This window comes from Streptomyces sp. NPDC057616 (assembly GCF_042800575.1).
Taxonomy (GTDB): domain Bacteria; phylum Actinomycetota; class Actinomycetes; order Streptomycetales; family Streptomycetaceae; genus Streptomyces.
Genome location: NZ_JBHVGU010000015.1, coordinates 158,694 through 174,557, shown reverse-complemented (window position 1 = coordinate 174,557; position 15,864 = coordinate 158,694). Strand labels below are relative to the sequence as shown.

At 66.3% G+C, this 15,864-nt stretch carries 11 protein-coding genes and 2 pseudogenes; 6 read left to right on the top strand and 7 right to left on the bottom strand.

All coding sequences use genetic code 11. The features are described 5' to 3' along the window. Positions 1-102: 102 nt before the first annotated feature. Positions 103-612: a peptide-methionine (S)-S-oxide reductase MsrA gene (msrA, locus tag ACFU97_RS20740; RefSeq protein ID WP_384258511.1), complete on the bottom strand. Its 510-nt coding sequence runs from the start codon at positions 610-612 to the stop codon at positions 103-105. A 579-nt stretch (positions 613-1,191) separates the two neighbouring features. On the opposite strand from msrA, the gene ACFU97_RS20735 reads away from it, so the two are divergent. Both ACFU97_RS20735 and ACFU97_RS20730 read left to right on the top strand, forming a co-directional pair. Continuing rightward, the gene (locus ACFU97_RS20735) at positions 1,192-1,776 is read left to right on the top strand and encodes a sigma-70 family RNA polymerase sigma factor (protein WP_384258418.1); all 585 of its coding nucleotides are present in this window, start codon (positions 1,192-1,194) and stop codon (positions 1,774-1,776) included. Between the two features lie 158 nt (positions 1,777-1,934). After that, positions 1,935-2,534, top strand: coding sequence for a molybdopterin-dependent oxidoreductase (locus ACFU97_RS20730; RefSeq protein ID WP_384258416.1), 600 nt, complete (start codon positions 1,935-1,937; stop codon positions 2,532-2,534). A 75-nt stretch (positions 2,535-2,609) separates the two neighbouring features. Here the strand turns inward: ACFU97_RS20730 and ACFU97_RS20725 are convergent, their stop codons facing one another. Then, positions 2,610-3,884 (bottom strand): IS701 family transposase, encoded by a 1,275-nt coding sequence (locus ACFU97_RS20725; protein WP_384258414.1) that lies wholly within the window; start codon positions 3,882-3,884, stop codon positions 2,610-2,612. Between the two features lie 288 nt (positions 3,885-4,172). Here ACFU97_RS20725 and ACFU97_RS20720 point away from each other — a divergent pair, with 288 nt between their 5' ends. Both ACFU97_RS20720 and ACFU97_RS20715 read left to right on the top strand, forming a co-directional pair. Then, the gene (locus ACFU97_RS20720) at positions 4,173-4,652 is read left to right on the top strand and encodes an FAD-binding oxidoreductase (protein ID WP_384258412.1); all 480 of its coding nucleotides are present in this window, start codon (positions 4,173-4,175) and stop codon (positions 4,650-4,652) included. A gap of 14 nt (positions 4,653-4,666) precedes the next feature. Then, positions 4,667-4,966: pseudogene (locus ACFU97_RS20715) on the top strand (DUF6510 family protein). 180 nt (positions 4,967-5,146) lie between these two features. Here ACFU97_RS20715 and ACFU97_RS20710 read toward each other — a convergent pair. The 4 genes and pseudogenes from ACFU97_RS20710 to ACFU97_RS20695 all read right to left on the bottom strand — a co-directional run bounded on the left by ACFU97_RS20710 (position 5,147) and on the right by ACFU97_RS20695 (position 10,114). Continuing rightward, a complete protein-coding gene (locus tag ACFU97_RS20710; RefSeq protein ID WP_384258410.1) occupies positions 5,147-5,554 on the bottom strand; it encodes a molybdenum cofactor biosysynthesis protein in 408 nt (135 codons plus the stop codon). Positions 5,555-5,673: 119 nt separating this feature from the next. Next, entirely contained in the window at positions 5,674-6,015 is a 342-nt protein-coding gene (locus ACFU97_RS20705) for a WhiB family transcriptional regulator (RefSeq protein WP_384258408.1), read from the bottom strand. Continuing rightward, positions 6,012-7,142 carry a transaldolase gene (gene tal, locus ACFU97_RS20700; RefSeq protein ID WP_384258406.1) on the bottom strand — a complete coding sequence of 377 codons (1,131 nt, stop codon included), beginning with the start codon at positions 7,140-7,142 and terminating at the stop codon, positions 6,012-6,014. The genes ACFU97_RS20705 and tal overlap by 4 nt, the downstream gene beginning before the upstream one ends. A gap of 1,506 nt (positions 7,143-8,648) precedes the next feature. Further along, positions 8,649-10,114: pseudogene (locus tag ACFU97_RS20695) on the bottom strand (cytochrome bc complex cytochrome b subunit). A 592-nt stretch (positions 10,115-10,706) separates the two neighbouring features. Between ACFU97_RS20695 and wrbA the strand changes: the two are divergent. Beyond that, positions 10,707-11,309: an NAD(P)H:quinone oxidoreductase gene (wrbA, locus tag ACFU97_RS20690; protein ID WP_384258403.1), complete on the top strand. Its 603-nt coding sequence runs from the start codon at positions 10,707-10,709 to the stop codon at positions 11,307-11,309. A gap of 348 nt (positions 11,310-11,657) precedes the next feature. Here the strand turns inward: wrbA and ACFU97_RS20685 are convergent, their stop codons facing one another. After that, positions 11,658-12,803: a lactonase family protein gene (locus tag ACFU97_RS20685; RefSeq protein ID WP_384258401.1), complete on the bottom strand. Its 1,146-nt coding sequence runs from the start codon at positions 12,801-12,803 to the stop codon at positions 11,658-11,660. 234 nt (positions 12,804-13,037) lie between these two features. On the opposite strand from ACFU97_RS20685, the gene ACFU97_RS20680 reads away from it, so the two are divergent. After that, the gene (locus ACFU97_RS20680) at positions 13,038-15,863 is read left to right on the top strand and encodes a helix-turn-helix transcriptional regulator (RefSeq protein WP_384258399.1); all 2,826 of its coding nucleotides are present in this window, start codon (positions 13,038-13,040) and stop codon (positions 15,861-15,863) included. Position 15,864: the final 1 nt, after the last annotated feature.

The following is a 15,864-nucleotide window of genomic DNA, read 5'->3' as shown; positions in this document are numbered from 1 at the left end:
AAACGTAAGGGGCATGTTTTTTTGGAGGTGGGGTTTTCATGGTGTGTCTCTCCCCCCTTCTCCGCCCCCTACCGCTGGTGGGGGGGGGAGCCGCCGAGCGGGTCAGGCCGGGGTTCGGGGCACCTTCCAGTCCAGCCGGACGTACTGGCTCATGTGCGCGTCGGGATGGCGCCGAAGGTAGTACTGGTGCTCAGGTTCCGCCTCCCAGAACGTGCCGGACGGGACAACCTCGGTGACCAGTTTCCCCGGCCACGATCCGGACGCGTCGCAGTCCGTGATCACCGCCCGTGCGGTGCGTCGCTGCTCCTCGTCCAGGTAGAAGACGGCGGACCTGAAGCTCATGCCGACATCGTCGCCCTGCCGGTTCAACGTGGTGGGATCGTGGATCTGGAAGAAGAACTCCAGGATGCTGCGGTAGTCCGTGCCGGACGGATCGTAGGTGACTTCAGCCGCCTCGGCGTGGTTCCCGTGGTTCCGGTACGTCGGTTGCACCACCTCGCCACCGGTGTAGCCGACACGCGTGTCCACGACACCCGGAAACCTCCGGAACAGCTCCTGTACGCCCCAGAAGCATCCGCCCGCCAACACGGCACACTCCCTTGCCGCTAACACGCTGCATTCCCCTTCTGTGACCCAGGAAGCCACCGACCGTCCGGTGCTGGACCGGCCCCGACTGCCGAGGTCCGCGCCTTCGCGTGGTCGTGGCAGCCGTACAGGGGTCCGGACGCAGCGCGGCCGGACCGCTGGCTCGTCCACCATTAGCGGCGTCGATCGGGGATTCCTTACCTCAGCGACGAGTACAACGCCTCGACCTGCCCGAAGAGCCCGTCCGGGACCAGGCGAGTCACACCTGGGCCGCCCGTCGGTGCGGCCCTTCGGTTGTCTGCCCAAAGCGCACTCAACACCGCACGTGCATCGCTCGCTGAAATAATCCGGAACCCCTGTCAGTAAAGTCCAGGAACGCGCACAGGGCGAGAATGAGAGCAGCGACATCGCGTAGACGGACTGTAGATGGTCCCGTGATTGTCTCGTTCGGACGAGATGATTTGGGGACTGAAGGCCATGCACTCTACGGATGTCAGAAAAACGTGCCGCACGGATTCGAGTGGACTTGCCGGAACCAACGGCGGCGCTCCAGCGGCGGGGCCCGCCACAGAGCGACGCCAACTCGACCCTGAGTCCGCCGCCTGGGTGGACGCGCTGGAGAACGACTGTGGACCGCAGTACGAGCAGGCCTGCACGCGACTGCACGAGTTGCTGGTGCGGATTGCCATGGACGAGGTGTTCCGCCGGGGTTCGCGTTATCGAATTTCCGGGCCCGAACTGGATGACATCGCCCATCAGGCCGCTGCGGACGCACTGATGAGGATCACGCGGAAAATCCATGAATTCCGAGGAGAAGCCAGATTCACCACATGGGCGTACCGGTTTGTCGTCCTTGAAGTGTCCAGCAAGCTGGGTCGTCATTTCTGGCGCGTGTCGAATGCCCGTTTCGACTCGGAGGAATGGGCGCAGGTGCCCGACCGGGCCGGCGTGGACCCCGTCAGCTACTGGCAGGCGCGCGAGCTCGTCGAGGCCGTGCGCGACGCGGTGGCGACAGCACTGAGCGCCCACCAGCGGAAGGTCTTCGTCGCCGTCGTCAACGGTGTTCCCCTGGACACGCTCGCCAGCGAGTTGGAGACGAACCGGAACGCGCTCTACAAGACGATGTTCGACGCCCGTAAGAAGCTGCGGGCTCGGCTCGTTGCCGGTGGACACCTCGGCACCGCGGGCTGACGCAGCGGCCATCGCGCCGGTCTGCCGCAGCGATCACCGCCGGGCTGTGACCGCGGTCGTACACGTGGCGAGGCGCCGGAGGTAAGAAGTCACTCCCTGCGGGCGCTGTCCTCCGAGGGGGCCGCAGGGGCCGCCCCGGACTGACAAGGACGGCGAGTATGACGTTCATCTCGCGTGGTTTCCACGGCCGAAGGCCGTCTGCGGGTACGAAGCTGCCGCCTGGGCAGTACGAGACGACCGGCTTCCCGGTGCTGTCCGCAGGGCCCACTCCCCGCATCCGGAAAGACGACTGGCAGCTGACGGTGAGCAGCGAAACCGGGAAGCGCCACGTGTGGGACTGGCCGGGCCTGATGGCGCTCCCGGCCGAGTCCCCGACCGTCGACCTGCACTGTGTGACTAAGTGGTCGAAGTTCGGCACCGAATGGCGGGGCGTGTCCCTGGACGTGCTGCTCGCGGACGTGGAGACGGCCGCAGAGCACGTCCTGATCAGCTCCTACGGGGGCTACACCACGAACATCCCCCTCGCCGACCTGGTCGACGGGAAGGCGTGGATCGCCTACGGCTACGGGGGCGGCGACTTGGCGCCCGAACACGGCGGCCCCGCCCGGCTGCTGGTCCCGCACCTGTACTTGTGGAAGTCCGCGAAGTGGGTGCGCGACATCGAGCTGCGACAGAGTGACGTGCCCGGCTTCTGGGAGAGCGCCGGCTACCACAACTACGGAGACCCGTGGCGGGAGCAGCGGTACCAGGGAGACTAGTAGTGCTTCGTTAGGTTCTGGTTCTGCCGGTTTTGAGGGGGCGGCCGCAGGTGCTGCAGGTGCCGGTCCAGCACCTCAGCAAGTCTTGGAGCGCGTCGAGGGTTTGGTAGAGGCTCGGGCCGGTGCCTCGACTTTTGGGTCGAGCCTGCGGAGAGTGAGGAATGCCTGCGCGGCGGTCACGAGGGTGACGTGGTGGTGCCAGCCGCGCCAGGTGCGGCCTTCGAAGTGGTCGAGTCCCAGGCCATGTTTGAGCTCGCGGTAGTCATGTTCGATCCGCCAGCGCATCTTCGCCCACCGCACAAGGTCAGCGGTCGGTGTGGTGGGCGGCAGGTTCGATATCCAGTAGTCCGTCGGGGCGTCCTGGCCGTCCGGCCATTCGACCAGGACGGTCTGGGTGGGCAGGATGCCGTCCCACCGGCTGCGGCCGCCGCCTGATTCCTGAGCGGCGGCCAGACACTGTTTGCCCGCGGGCCGCACCGTCAGCACCGTGAACCGTGAGGTCATCACGCCCTTGCTGCCCTGCCGCCAAGTCACCTCGGAGAATCGCTCCGCGCCCGCCTGGGCCGCGAGGGTCGAGAGAGCTCGCGGCGGGGTGCGGTAGCGGGGAAGGGTCGGCGGCCCGAGCCCGCCATAAGCGGGCTGGTGCGGCTCGGCATCCTCCGGATGAGCGACTTCCTTCCCCTGCAGGGCCAAGACATAGGACAGCCCTCGCTCCTGGAGAGCGAGCCGGAACGGCGTGCTGACGCCGTAGCCGGCGTCGGCGACGATGACCGGAGCCTTCAACTGCCACTGGGCGAGTGTGTCCAGCAGGCCGAGCGCCAGGCGCCACTTCTCTTGGTGCACCACGTCCTGGGGAACTCCTGCCCTGCGGCAGCGATCGGGCTCGTCCGTCCACTCACGCGGCAGATACAACTGCCAGTCCAAGGGGCACGAGGCGGTGTCGGTGGCGGCATGGACACTGACTGCGACCTGGCAGTTCGCCCGCTTGCCGACCGCGCCGCAGTACTGGCGGGCCACCCCGACCGACGCCCTGCCGCACTTGGGGAACGACACGTCGTCGATCACCCACACCTCGGGCCTGACGACTTCGGACAGCCGCTCAGCAATCCGCTGCCTGACCGGCAGCGGATCCCATGGCGACTGGTTCACGAACTGCTGCAGGGCCTGCATGTTCCCGTCCGGCAGCCGCCGGGCCATCGGCTGGATCGACTTGCGCCGGCCATCCAGCATCAGCCCCCGCAGATAGCACTCACCCTTGGCCCGCTGATCCGTACGCGGCACCGAGGCGAACACATCCGCCACGAACAGCCCCAACGCAGCTCGTAATCGATTCACTTCATACGTGTCCACACTTTCAAGATGCTCTTGATCAGCGCAAACGCCCACACCTAACGAAGCACTACTAGGACCTGTCTTTCGGATCAGGTCGGCTGGGAGGTGCTGCGCTGTGGAGTGGGCCCGAGCGGGGTCTGGTGCGTGCAGCTGCAAGGCGGGGGAGGGAGTCGGCGGGTGACGACAAGGCGGCTGGGGGTCCCCCACGCCCTTGAGGCAGTGGGGGAGTGCGTGCCAGGGCCCGCGACGCCAAGCTGATCCGAAAGACAGTCCCTGGGCGAGAGACTCCGGTGGCGGACCGCCGAAGTGTGCTGCAGCACCCAACGCAGCTACTCGATCGCCTCCGCCCCCAATGGCCGCAGCCTTGAACTGACCGTCCAGCGCACACGCGGCGGGGAAGTGTCGCCGTATCTCGCGGACGAGCTCGTGCCGGGGGACCAGTTGGAACTGCGCGGTCCTGTCGGCGGTTGGTTCGTGTGGACGCAGCAGCTGACGGAGCCGGTTCTGCTGATAGCGGGGGCATCGGGACTCGTCCCCCTGATGTGCATGGTCCGCACGAGGGCGGCGGCCGGGAGCCGGGCCCCGTTCCGGCTGCTGTACGCGCTGCGGAGACCGTCGGACATGCTGGACAGCGCGGAGCTGCTCGAGGGAGCGCCGGGGCTGGACACGACGTACCTCTACAGCAGGCAGGCCCCGCGGACTCACCGCGCCCGCCGGGACGCATCACCCCGCCTGGTGCTCCTGGGACATGCACCTGAGCGAGTACGTACCGAGCGCTTCGGCTGACACAAGAGGTTGAGATGACGTCTGCGGAGGACGGCGGCCCCGAGGCGGGCGATGTCCACACCGGGTACGTCGACGGGAACGCACTGGCAGGGCCGCTGTCCGAGGTCTTCGCCGTCGACGTGACTGCTGCGACGAGCCGATGAGCCAACTGCGGCTGCACCGGTCCCGTCGCCCGCCTGCATGAGTACGGACACGCGCCGGGTCTCGTCGGGCGCTGCCGGCGGTGCGGGAAAGTGGTGCTGCGTACGAGGGGCGCGATCTGGCTCGACATGAGCGGCGCTGCCTCACTGGCAATCCCGTTGGCAGAAGCCTGAGTTCGCCGTTGCTGCCGTGCCGAGGTCTGTCCAGTAGCGGTTCATCGGAGCAACCACCCGTTCAGGACACGGTGGACAAGGGCTGGACCAGGCCGACACAGCTTCCTTGTCTGCCCTTTGGCCCAGGCCCTCCAGGGAACGGCGCGCCGTCCGCGGCGATCAGGGGCTACAAGGCAGCCTTCAGCGCCGGTCGCGCGGCCCGACCACGCGGAAGTCGGCTCTGCCGAGACGGAGGACGCCGTCCGACAGCGGTGTGCACCGTACGCCGCCCTTGCCGCGCAGCGCTCGCTGCGCCCCGGGTCCGATGACAGCGTCCATCCACGCGCACGGCCGTGCGGCGCGGTTGACGGCGAACGCGATCGGGCCGTCGCCGGTGTCGAGCTCGACGATCCGATCGATGCAGGCGTCGATGTCGACACCTCGGAGCAGGATGTTCCGTCGTGTCTGCTGCAGGCCGACTGCAGGGTCGATGTGGGTGGGCAGATTCTCCGACGCCATGATGGTCACGGAGGCGTCGCGGTGAGCCGGCTGGGCGAAGTACCGGTCGCCGACGATTCCGAGGTGACGGCGTACCCGGATGTGCTGCACCAGCCCACCGACAGGGTCTGCTGACGGCCCCTCAGCAGGTCTTTCGGAGTACCGGTGCACGGGTGACACGAGGAGTTGCACCACGTGCACCAGCTCGTCGTGGGGGACGTGTGGGGAGCTCAAGCCGAGTCAGTTCCCTTCTTCCCCCGGGGGCCGTTCTCCCGGGCGCTGAGAAGTCTCCTCCTACGGGCCCGGACCCGTTCTTCCTCGTCCATTCCACCCCAGATCCCGTACTCCTGTGCTGTGGCGAGCGCCCAGCTGGCGCACTGCCGGCGCACCGGACATGTCTTGCACACGGCCTTCGCCTCGTCGGCCTCACGCCGGCCGGGGCCCTTCGGCCCTGCGGGGAAGAACAGTTCGGTGTCGAGGCCCCGGCAGCCCGCGTTGTCGAGCCATGTCAGCATGCCGCTCGCCCGGAGCTGGAGCCAGGGCCGGGGTGTTCCGAAGGTGCCGTCGCTCATGGCCATATGTGCAATCTGCGGGTGCAGGCCTCGAGCCGGGCCTCGGTCGCGGTGAGAAGGCTGTCCCAGGACTCCTGGAACTTCGCCACGCCCTCGTCCTCCAGTTGCTGGACGACTTCGGCGTAGGAGATGCCCAGGCGCTCGATCGCTTCGAGGTCGGCCCGCGCCTCGTCGTACGTGCTGCGGAGGTCGCGACCTGCGGCGTGTTCCCGTGCTTCGACGGCGAGCAGAGTCGCCTCGGGCATGGTGTTCACGGTGTCCGGGGCGATGAGTCCGGAGACGTATTTGGTGGCCTCGTACGCCTTGTCCTTGACACCCGTGGAGGCCCACAGCGGGCGCTGCTTGTTCGCCCCGGCACGGTGCAGGCGATTCCAGCGCTCACCGGAGAAGGCCTCCTCGAAGGCCTCGTACGCCAGGCGGGCGTTGGCCACGGCGGCTCTGCCCCGGAGGGCTCCGGCCTCGGGGGTGCCCAGGGCGTCGAGGCGCCGGTCGACCTCCGTGTCCATGCGCGAGACGAAGAACGACGCCACCGAGGAGATCTGCGACAAGTCCAAGCCGCCGGCACGGGCCTTCTCCAGGCCTGCCACATAGGCCTCGGCAACCTGCCGGTAGCGGGCCAGGGAGAAGATCAGGGTCACGTTGACACTGATGCCCTGGGCGATGGTCTCGGTGATGGCGGGCAGGCCCGCCTCGGTTGCGGGGATCTTGATGTAGGTGTTCAGGCGGTCCACCAGCCAGGTCAGATGACGTGCCTCGGCGATCGTCGCCGTGGTGTCATGGGCCATGTGCGGATCGACCTCGATGGAGACGCGGCCGTCCTGGCCGGCGGTGGACACGAGGAAGGCGGGGCGAAGTAGGTCGGCGGCGTCGCGCACATCCGTCGCTGTGACGGTCCGGACAGCCTCCTCGGCGGACACGCCGCGCACCGCGAGTTCGGACATCTGGGCCTCGTACTCCACGCCGTGCGATATCGCGTCCCTGAAGATCGTCGGATTTGTCGTGACGCCCACCACGCGATGGCTGCGGATCAGCTCCGACAGGCTCCCCGACTTGATCCGCCCGCGTGACAGGGTGTCCAGCCACACGGACACACCGGCGTCCGACAGATCCTTCAACATGCTCGTCATGTGTCCCACACCTTCCGGGGGTGGCGAGGCGGGCAGCGGCACGGGCCGCCCGGGTGTGCTCACGTCTGCGCGTCGGCGGCCCGGCAGTACGACCCATGCGCACCGGACCGTGCCTGCGCCGGCCGCACCGCCGGGCTGACGTCTCGCACCGGCGCGCCCCGGTCGGCGCAGGGGTCGTTGGACTGGGATGCTGCCTCAGGCGTCCTGTGGTCCGACCACAAGCCGAAGGCGCCTCGGTAGGGCTCGAGCATAATGCGCCTTTTTGAGCAGGGGCAGAGGGAAGAACCGCACGTCGACGTGGAGTAGACGCGCTGTGGATGGCACGCTCGCCATGTCGGGTGGTGGGGTGCACGTGCCGGCGCGCGTTGCACGAAGGGTGCCCGAGCGCTTCGCAACTGCCGTCACCATGAGGGGACATGACCGGTCGGGCCTTGAGGCCTCGCTTTCGCCGCCGTGCTCCTCGCTTACGGGGCGTGTGTCCCGCATGACTTCCACCAGGCCCCAGTGCCCGATTGTGCTGTGTCCGAAGACGACATCCTGGCGTCCGTCGCCGTAGTTGTCAGGAAGGCCGATCCTGTCCGCGGAGCGCGGTCGGTGGCCGCGGGCCGGTGGGCAGCCGGACGGACATAACCGCGCAGCCCGTCAGGCTTGTTGGGGCCTGAGCACCAGGCGCGCAGGGTTCGCAGGCCGGGCCGGGCCGGGCCGGGCCCCGGCTTGACCTCATGTGCTCGTCATCGTGACGAAGTTGCGGTGCGGGCTGCCGGTGGCGAACCGTCGCAGCCGTTCACCGACGAGGCGCTCGGCGCCAGGAGAGAACATGGCGCCACCCGCCGCCGGCATGGGGTGTGATCGGACCGGTCTCGCACCCCTACGGCGGGTCGTCGGGCGGCACAGATCGGGGTCGGCGGTGTCGAGTGCCCTGGGCGGCCTGCCCGTTGTGGCCCCCGCAGTGCCGCGGCATCGAGGGTGCGGCCGCGAACGCGGGCTTCTTCCGCTCCTCGTCGCGGGTGAACTGGGCGACTCCGCCGGATCCGAGTTTGACGGCAATCCGTGAGACGCCCCGCTCGTGGAAGAGGTCGGCAATGCCGCGGGCGGTGGTGCGCCGGTGAGGAGGCCACCTTCCGCAAGGCCGGGCAGCACCCGGTCGGACCGGAGGGCCAGGTCGTCAAGGACGGCGATCCGCGGCCACCGCGCCCGTCCGGCCGGCCGCGTGACGGTCCGCGCACGCGCATCGTGAGATTCCGCCCGCGGCGGGACTCGGCCATCGGTGAAGGGCCGACTGAGGCCCGACTGAAGCGGGAGAGTGCGTAAGGAGCCCCTCGATCACGTGGCTGCCGACCGAGATCGAGCCCGCCGGGCCCCCGCCGGCGCCCAACTCAATGTCGCCACCGCCCTGTTCCACCTCGGCCTCGCCGAAGGTGACGACGTCGAGGTGGGACGTTCGAGGTGTCGGTCTCGCTTCACGGCGTCTCAGCGGCCGCCGGCTGCGGCCACCCGTCGGTTCCGTCAGTGCCCGATGCTGTGCGCAACCTCTTCCTCGTTGTGCGGCAGTTCCCCTCTGGTGGGCTTGGCGACCTGTGCCGACGGCCCGAAGTAGGCGCGGGACAGGCGTGTTCTGAGCTGATCGCGGCGGGATAGCTTGCGCGGGATGCCGTTGGCGTCCTCGGCCGCTCCGGGGTCGAGGGGCTGGTACTGCTCGTGCGCGGTCAGGGTGTGACGTTCCGCGGGGGAGAGGTCCTGGTGCACCTCGATGTACTCGCCGTGCGGCAGGCGACGGATGGTGCCTGTCTCCCTGCCGTGGAGGACCTTCCGCTTGTCCCGGTTCTGGAGACTGAGGCACATGCGTTTGGTGATGACGAATGCGACTACGGGGCCGACGAACAGCGCGATGCGGATGAACCAGGTGACGCTGTTGATGGAGAGGTGGAAACGGGTCGCGAAGAGGTCGTTTCCGCCGCCGACCAGGAGGAGGAAGTACACGGTCAGCCAGGCGACGCCGAGACCGGTCCGCACGGGTCGGTTGCGCGGCCTGTCGAGGAGATGGTGTTCGCGCTTGTCGCCGGTGATCCAGCTTTCGAAGAAGGGGTACAGGCCGATGGCCAGCAGGACGGTCGGGAACACGATCAGCGGAATCAGCACACCGAGGTTGAGGGTGTGGCCTGCCGCGTTGATTTCCCACCCCGGCATGACGCGGATGAGACCTTCGGAGAAGCCCATGTACCAGTCCGGCTGGGCGTTCGTGGACACCTGGTCGGGGCGGTAAGGGCCGTACGTCCACACGGGGTTGATGGAAGCGATGGCCGACATGGCGGCGATCACGGAGGCGACGAGGAAGAAGAAGCCGCTGGTCTTGGCGAGGTAGACGGGCAGGAAGGGCATACCGACGACATTGCGGTTGGTCTTCCGGGGCCGGGCCACTGTGTGTGCTTGTGGTAGACGAGAAGGATCATGTGAACGACGATGAGCGCGGCGATGAGAGCGGGGAGCAGCAGGATGTGCACCGAGTACAGCCGGGAGACGATTTCGGTGCCGGGGAACTCTCCGCCGAAGAAGAACATGACCAGGTAGGTGCCGACGATCGGCACGGAGAGGATGGCGCCTTCCACGAAGCGCAGCCCCGTGCCGGAGAGCAGGTCGTCGGGGAGGGAGTAGCCGACGAAACCTTCGAACATCCCCAGGACCAACATGGTCCAGCCAAACATCCAGTTCACTTCGCGGGGCTTGCGGAAGGAGCCCGTGAAGAAGTGGCGCATCATATGGATGAGCATGCCCGCGACCATGATGAGGGCGGCCCAGTGGTGCATCTGGCGGATGAGCAGGCCACCGCGCACGTCGAAGGAGATGGCGAGGGTGGAGGCGAAGGCCTCGGACATGGTGATGCCGTTGAGCGGCGTGTAACTGCCGTGGTAGGCAACCTCGTTCATCGACGGGTGGAAGAAGAACGTCAAATAGATCCCGGTCAGGATCAGCACGACGAAGCTCCACAAACACACTTCGCCCAGCATGAACGACCAGTGGTCCGGAAAGATCTTCCGCATGTTGGCCTTGGCGATGGTGTAGAGGCCAAGCCGGGAATCCGCCCAGTCCGCTATGCGCTCCCCCCGGGGTGAGTCGCGCTGGTCTCTGAGGTTATTGATCGTCACCTTGAGCTCTTCTCTCCGGGCTCGGACACTGCTGGCGTTTCCGGATGCCTGTCCGCAGACACTGGATCCGTCGGTCTACGCGACAACCGACCGTTGTCTGCCATTGACTCTGGAGACTTCTTCGGAGATGAGCGTCCGGGAGGAGCAGCGTCTTACTGTGCTTGTTCGTTCGGTCACGGTGGACGGGTCTGCCTGGGGGACGGAGGTAAGAAGTCGTTCCTCCTGGGCGCGTACTTTCGAGAGATCCGCAAAAGGCCGACGAACGAAGAGGGAGACGAGCACGTTCCGCCGGTGCTTTCCCTCCGGTCCGTTGCTGGATACCGAATTCAGGAGATAGAAGTGACGGCCATGCTGCAGTCCTTCCTGCAGAGTTGACCTCCGCCGTCGAAGAACCGTAACTGAGCAGAACAGGAGTTTGCCCATGGCTGTACGACTCGCGGTCATCTACTACAGTGCTACCGGAAATGTCCATCAGTTGGCGGAAGCCCTCGCCAAGGGCGCGGAAGGCCGAGATGCCGAAGTACGTCTCCTACGCGTTCCCGAGCTGGCACCCGACACGGCCATAGATGCCAACCCGGTGTGGCGGGCTCACGTTGACGCCATGAAGTATTCGGTCCCGGAGGCGACCTTGGAGGACCTGGAGTGGGCGTCGGCGTATGCGTTCGGCACGCCGACCCGGTACGGAAACGTGTCGGCCCAGCTCAAGCAGTTCATCGACTCGACGGGGGCGCTGTGGCAGGCCGGCGTGTTTCACAACAAGCCCGTCACGAGTTTTACCTCGGCGACGAACCGTCATGGCGGCCAGGAGTCGACGCTGCTGGCTCTCAACAACGTCTTCTACCACTGGGGTTGCATCATCGTTCCCCCCGGCTACACCGATCCGGTGCTGTTCGGTGCCGGCGGCAATCCCTATGGCACGAGTTGGCCGAGCGGTGGGGGCGAGGGGCCCGATCAGGCGACCCTGGACGCTGCCAACTACCAAGGCCGGCACCTTGTCGAGATCGCGGAGCGGCTGCGCGGCTGAGATGTCACTTCGTTCGGTGATGCGACTCAACTCCCGTGTGGGCGAGCCGATGTGTGATGCCTCGAGCCGCGAGCCATCGCCGCGGGCACCGGTGGTCCCAGCCCTTGTCGCCGTGGATCGTGGCGGACGTGCGGCGGGACCACTGGGGGCACGGCCTGGCAATGGTGCGGACCGGCTGTGAAGAGCGGAGCTGACCCATCGACAGTGGCGGCCGCGCGGGTGACACCACTTCGGGCTGTCTAGCCGCGCTCCCCCGATGGCTCATGACTGCCGTGAACCTGACCCGGCGCGACGACGCAGTCAGCGTGGAGGCCGCCTTCGACCGTGAGGGCGGCCTCCACGCTTCGGTCAGAGGGCGACGATGCCTTCGCCGCCGACCGCGCCGGGTACGACGACCGATCCGGTCCGCGTCAGGGACCCGTCGGCGTTCACACGGAAGGCGTCGACGCCGCCGGCCGCGCCGGTCTGGGCGTAGAGGAATCTGCCGTCGCCGGAGACGGACACGTCCACCGTGCCGGCCGCGGTCGGGGTGGTGGTGAGCGAGGTCAGTGTGCCGTCACGCCCCGTCCGCAACCCGCTCAACGTGCCGCTTCCGGCGTTCGCCGCGTAGACGTCGTTGCCCACGGTGGCCACCCAGCAGGTGGCTGCCTGTCCGGTCGCCTTCTCGTCGACTTTGGTGAGGTGGTCGTCGCCGTCGACCCGATAGGTGGCAACGGCGTTCGGTCCGGCTTCGGTGACGACGAGCCGCCCGGAGCGGTCGAAGGAAAAGCCGAAGGGTACCGAGCCGGGTGCGCCCGTGATCACGGGCTTGGTGGCGATACCCGGCAGACCGACCCGGAAGACCTCGAAGCTGTTGCCGCCGGCTTTGGTGGTGACGATCAGCCTGCTGCCGTCCGGGGTGAAGCCGATCTGCCCCGGAGTGTGCGTGAACTGCGGTGTCGCTGCCGGGTCCAGCCCCAGACCTCGATGCCATGACGGCACCCTCACCAGATGCCCGGCGACGCTGAGGTAGCCCTGCACCGACCCCCCGTCGAGGGCGTTGAGGACGTACACGAGGTTGCCGTGCACGGTGACGCTCACCGGGAACCGGCCGCCGGAGGCGACGATCTGACGCCGCACGAGGCGATCGCCGTGGACGGCGAAGACGGTAACCGTGTCACTGCCGGCGTTGACCGCGTACAGCAGACGGTGTGCCGGGTCGTACGTCAGGGATCCCTGGGAAGCCAGATTGTCCACGACAGCCCCGTCGAGCTTGCCGCCCAGACCTCCGGTCGCGTACACGCCCTGCTGTTTCAACGTGCCGTCGTCCGCACGGTCGTAGGCCACGACCGTGTTGCCGTCTTCCGCGTCGCTCTGCACGAACACCGGCCCGTCGGAGGCTTCCTGCCTCGGGTGATGTGGGCTCGCCGACGCGGGAGCGGTGAACATGGCTACGCCGGTTGCGATGGCTACCGCCGTGGTGGCGGACCGGGCGATCCTGTTCATCTTCTTCATGGGTCTCCTCGTTCTGCGTGGCGGCGGTTTCTGCCGCCGCCACGCCGCGTACGGGGCCTTGGTTGGCCTCGCACTGGCATGAGCGTCCGATCAGCCCAACTGCCTTACGGCGCCGGGCCCGTACGTCAACGCGGAGAGCTCATCCATCGGCCCACCCCGCACCGCCAAGACCTACAGCTGCCTCAAATAGTCCTGAGCCTTGATGAACAGGACATACAGGGGAATACTGGAGCAATGCTTCGTAGGGAACTTGAACTGCTCGAAAGAGAGACAGAGTCTGCCCTCATAACAAGCACCATTGAAGGGATTGAGAAGGGCGGCGGCCTGCTCCTGGTGAAGGGAGTGGCTGGTACCGGAAAGAGCCGACTACTGTCAGAGATCCGGACTGCGGCGGTCCAGGCCGGGTTCGGAGTGACGACTGCACGCAGTACGGAATTCGAGCAGGATTTTGCCTTCGGTGTAGTGCGGCAGCTGTTTGAAGAGTTGGCGTTCAAGGCCGATCGGACCGCTCGTGAGTCCTTGTGGACGGGTGCAGCCAGGCAAGCGAGAGAAGCCATTGAGACCATCTCCAGTGCCGGTGAACCTGGCGATTTCGCGGTTCTGCACGGTCTCTATTGGCTCACCATCAACGCATGCCAAGACCGCCCACTCGTCTTGGTGGTGGACGACCTTCAGTGGTGCGACAGGCCGTCGCTGCGGTATCTGGCTTACCTCCTACCCCGCATTGAGACGCAGCCGTTGCTGGTAGCTGTTGCGCTACGCACAGGGGAGCACGCTACTGATGAACGACTGTTGCAGCACATAATCTCCACGCCGGCGCTCGCAGAGCTGAATCCGAAGGAGCTCAGCGCCCAGGCGACCGCAAGCTTGCTGGAGCAGGTAATGGATGGCGAGGTAGAGGAAGAGTTCGCCATTACCTGTCACAGGGCCGCCGGTGGGAATCCGTTGCTGTTGCGTGAACTCGCCCTTACCTTCTCCGCGCAGGGCCTCTCGGCCAGCGACAGTAACGCTGCACGGGTGGCCGATCTCGGAGGGCTTGCGGTGGCCGATCTGGTCGCCTCCCGTCTCATGGCTTTGCCGGCGGCTTGCGCACCGCTGGCTCGGGCGGTCGCGGTTCTGGGCGATCGCTCGCCGCTGATGCGCGCTGCGCGTCTGGCAGGGCAGGATTCCCTCAGCAGGGCACTTGAGTGCGCCATCCTCTTGGAGCAGAGGGGAATTGTGCGTATCGACGAGGTGTACGGGTCTCCGACTCTCTCCTTTGTGCACCCCCTGGTGCGTAATGCCGTCTATGAATCCCTTGACCGCGCCGACCGCACCACATCACATCAGCGGGCCGCAATACTTTTGCGGGAGAGCGGCTCTCCCGCGGAGCAGGTGGCCTACCATCTGATGCGAATACCGGCAACCATGGATCCGGTGGCCGTTACGGACCTACGTGCCGCTGCTGCTGCAGCAGCAGCACGCGGCGCTCCGGAGAGCGCTTATGTCTACTTGCGTCGGAGTCTTGACGAGTCACCCAAAGGCGACGAGCGGCGAGCGATTCTTCTGGAAGCCGGGAAAACGGCGCTACTGTTTGATGTCGTGACCGGGGCGCGTCTTCTGCAAGAAGCGTGGGAAGGCATGGACGCCGTTGAACGCGCGGAAATTGCGCCCTATTTGGGCATGGCCTATATTTACCTCGCACGGCCGGACGCCGGAGTCGATATACAAAAATCGACGATTTCAGGTCTTCCGACCACTGACGAGGATCTCAAGAAGCGTCTTCAGGCCTGCCTCCTCAGTTCCAGTACGTGGTATGTCCCCGGCAGGGAAGATATAATCGACTGCTTGCCGGAACTACATCAACTCCCGCACGGCCACGGGTACGGAGACCGCCTACTGTATTGTGCGGTTGCAGGTCGCAATACCGCTCTTGGAGACCCGTCCGGAGTGCTTCGCGCACGCGAGACCCTCGCGGATGATGCGTTCGTCGACCAAGCAGATCCCAACGGGCCGCTGGCTTGCGGATGGTGGTCCCTGGCGGCGGCTGACGACGATATGTCAATAGCCAGCCTGGACAGTGCGGTGAAGCGAGCTCACGTGGGTGGTTCCCTCTTCACATTGGCCTCCGTCTACATTCATCGCGGCTACACCTTGTTGTGGCACGGTGATCTTGCAGGGGCCGAACAAGATGGACGCGAGACAATTCGAGTGGGACAACTGAACGGTTCGGCGGTTACCCGCCTTTTGGGCTGCACAGTTTTGGCCGAGCCCTTGATCGAGCAAGGACGTCTCGATGAGGCTGAGCGGAATCTTGCCGAGGTGGGAGTCACAGCGACAACCTGCCCTCCGGGTCCGGTGTACCTGTCCCTGACGGCGCTCAGCCGACTGCAAGGAGTCCGAGGCAACTATGAAACGGCTCTTGAAATTGCCCTACAGGCAGAGGAAGCATGCCGTCTCTATCAGATTCAGAATCCGGCAGTCGCGGACTGGAGGACGCTGGCCGCACTGGCTCTTCACTACCTTGATCGCGACAGTGAGGCTCGCGTCATCGCGGATGAAAATCTCGACCGTGCCCGACGGTGGGGCGCGCCTCGCACTCTGGGCCGGGCCTTGCGTGTGTCTGGCCTCATTTCGCCCGAACGGGACCGAATCGAACTGTTCGAAGCGGCAGTAGGCGTACTCAAAGACTCCCCTGCGCACCTTGAGTATGCAAAGGCCCTGGTCGACCTCGGTGCCGCACTACGCAAGGCTGGTCACCGCAACGACGCTCGTGCGCCCCTACGACAGGCCCTTGATCTCGCCACCCGCTGCGGTGCAGTACCCCTGTCGGACCGAGCCGGTGCCGAACTCGCCACCGCAGGAGCCCGCCGCCGACGCACAGCACTCACCGGCCCAGGCGCGCTCACCCCGTCCGAAAGAAGAGTTGCGGACTTGGCGGCACACGGCCAGACAAATCGGCAGATCGCTCAAACTCTCTTCGTCACCCCGAAGACTGTTGAGGTCCACCTTTCAAACTGTTATCGCAAGCTGTCCGTTACCAGCCGCGTACAGCTTCCCGCCGCACTGGGTGTGTCGTGAA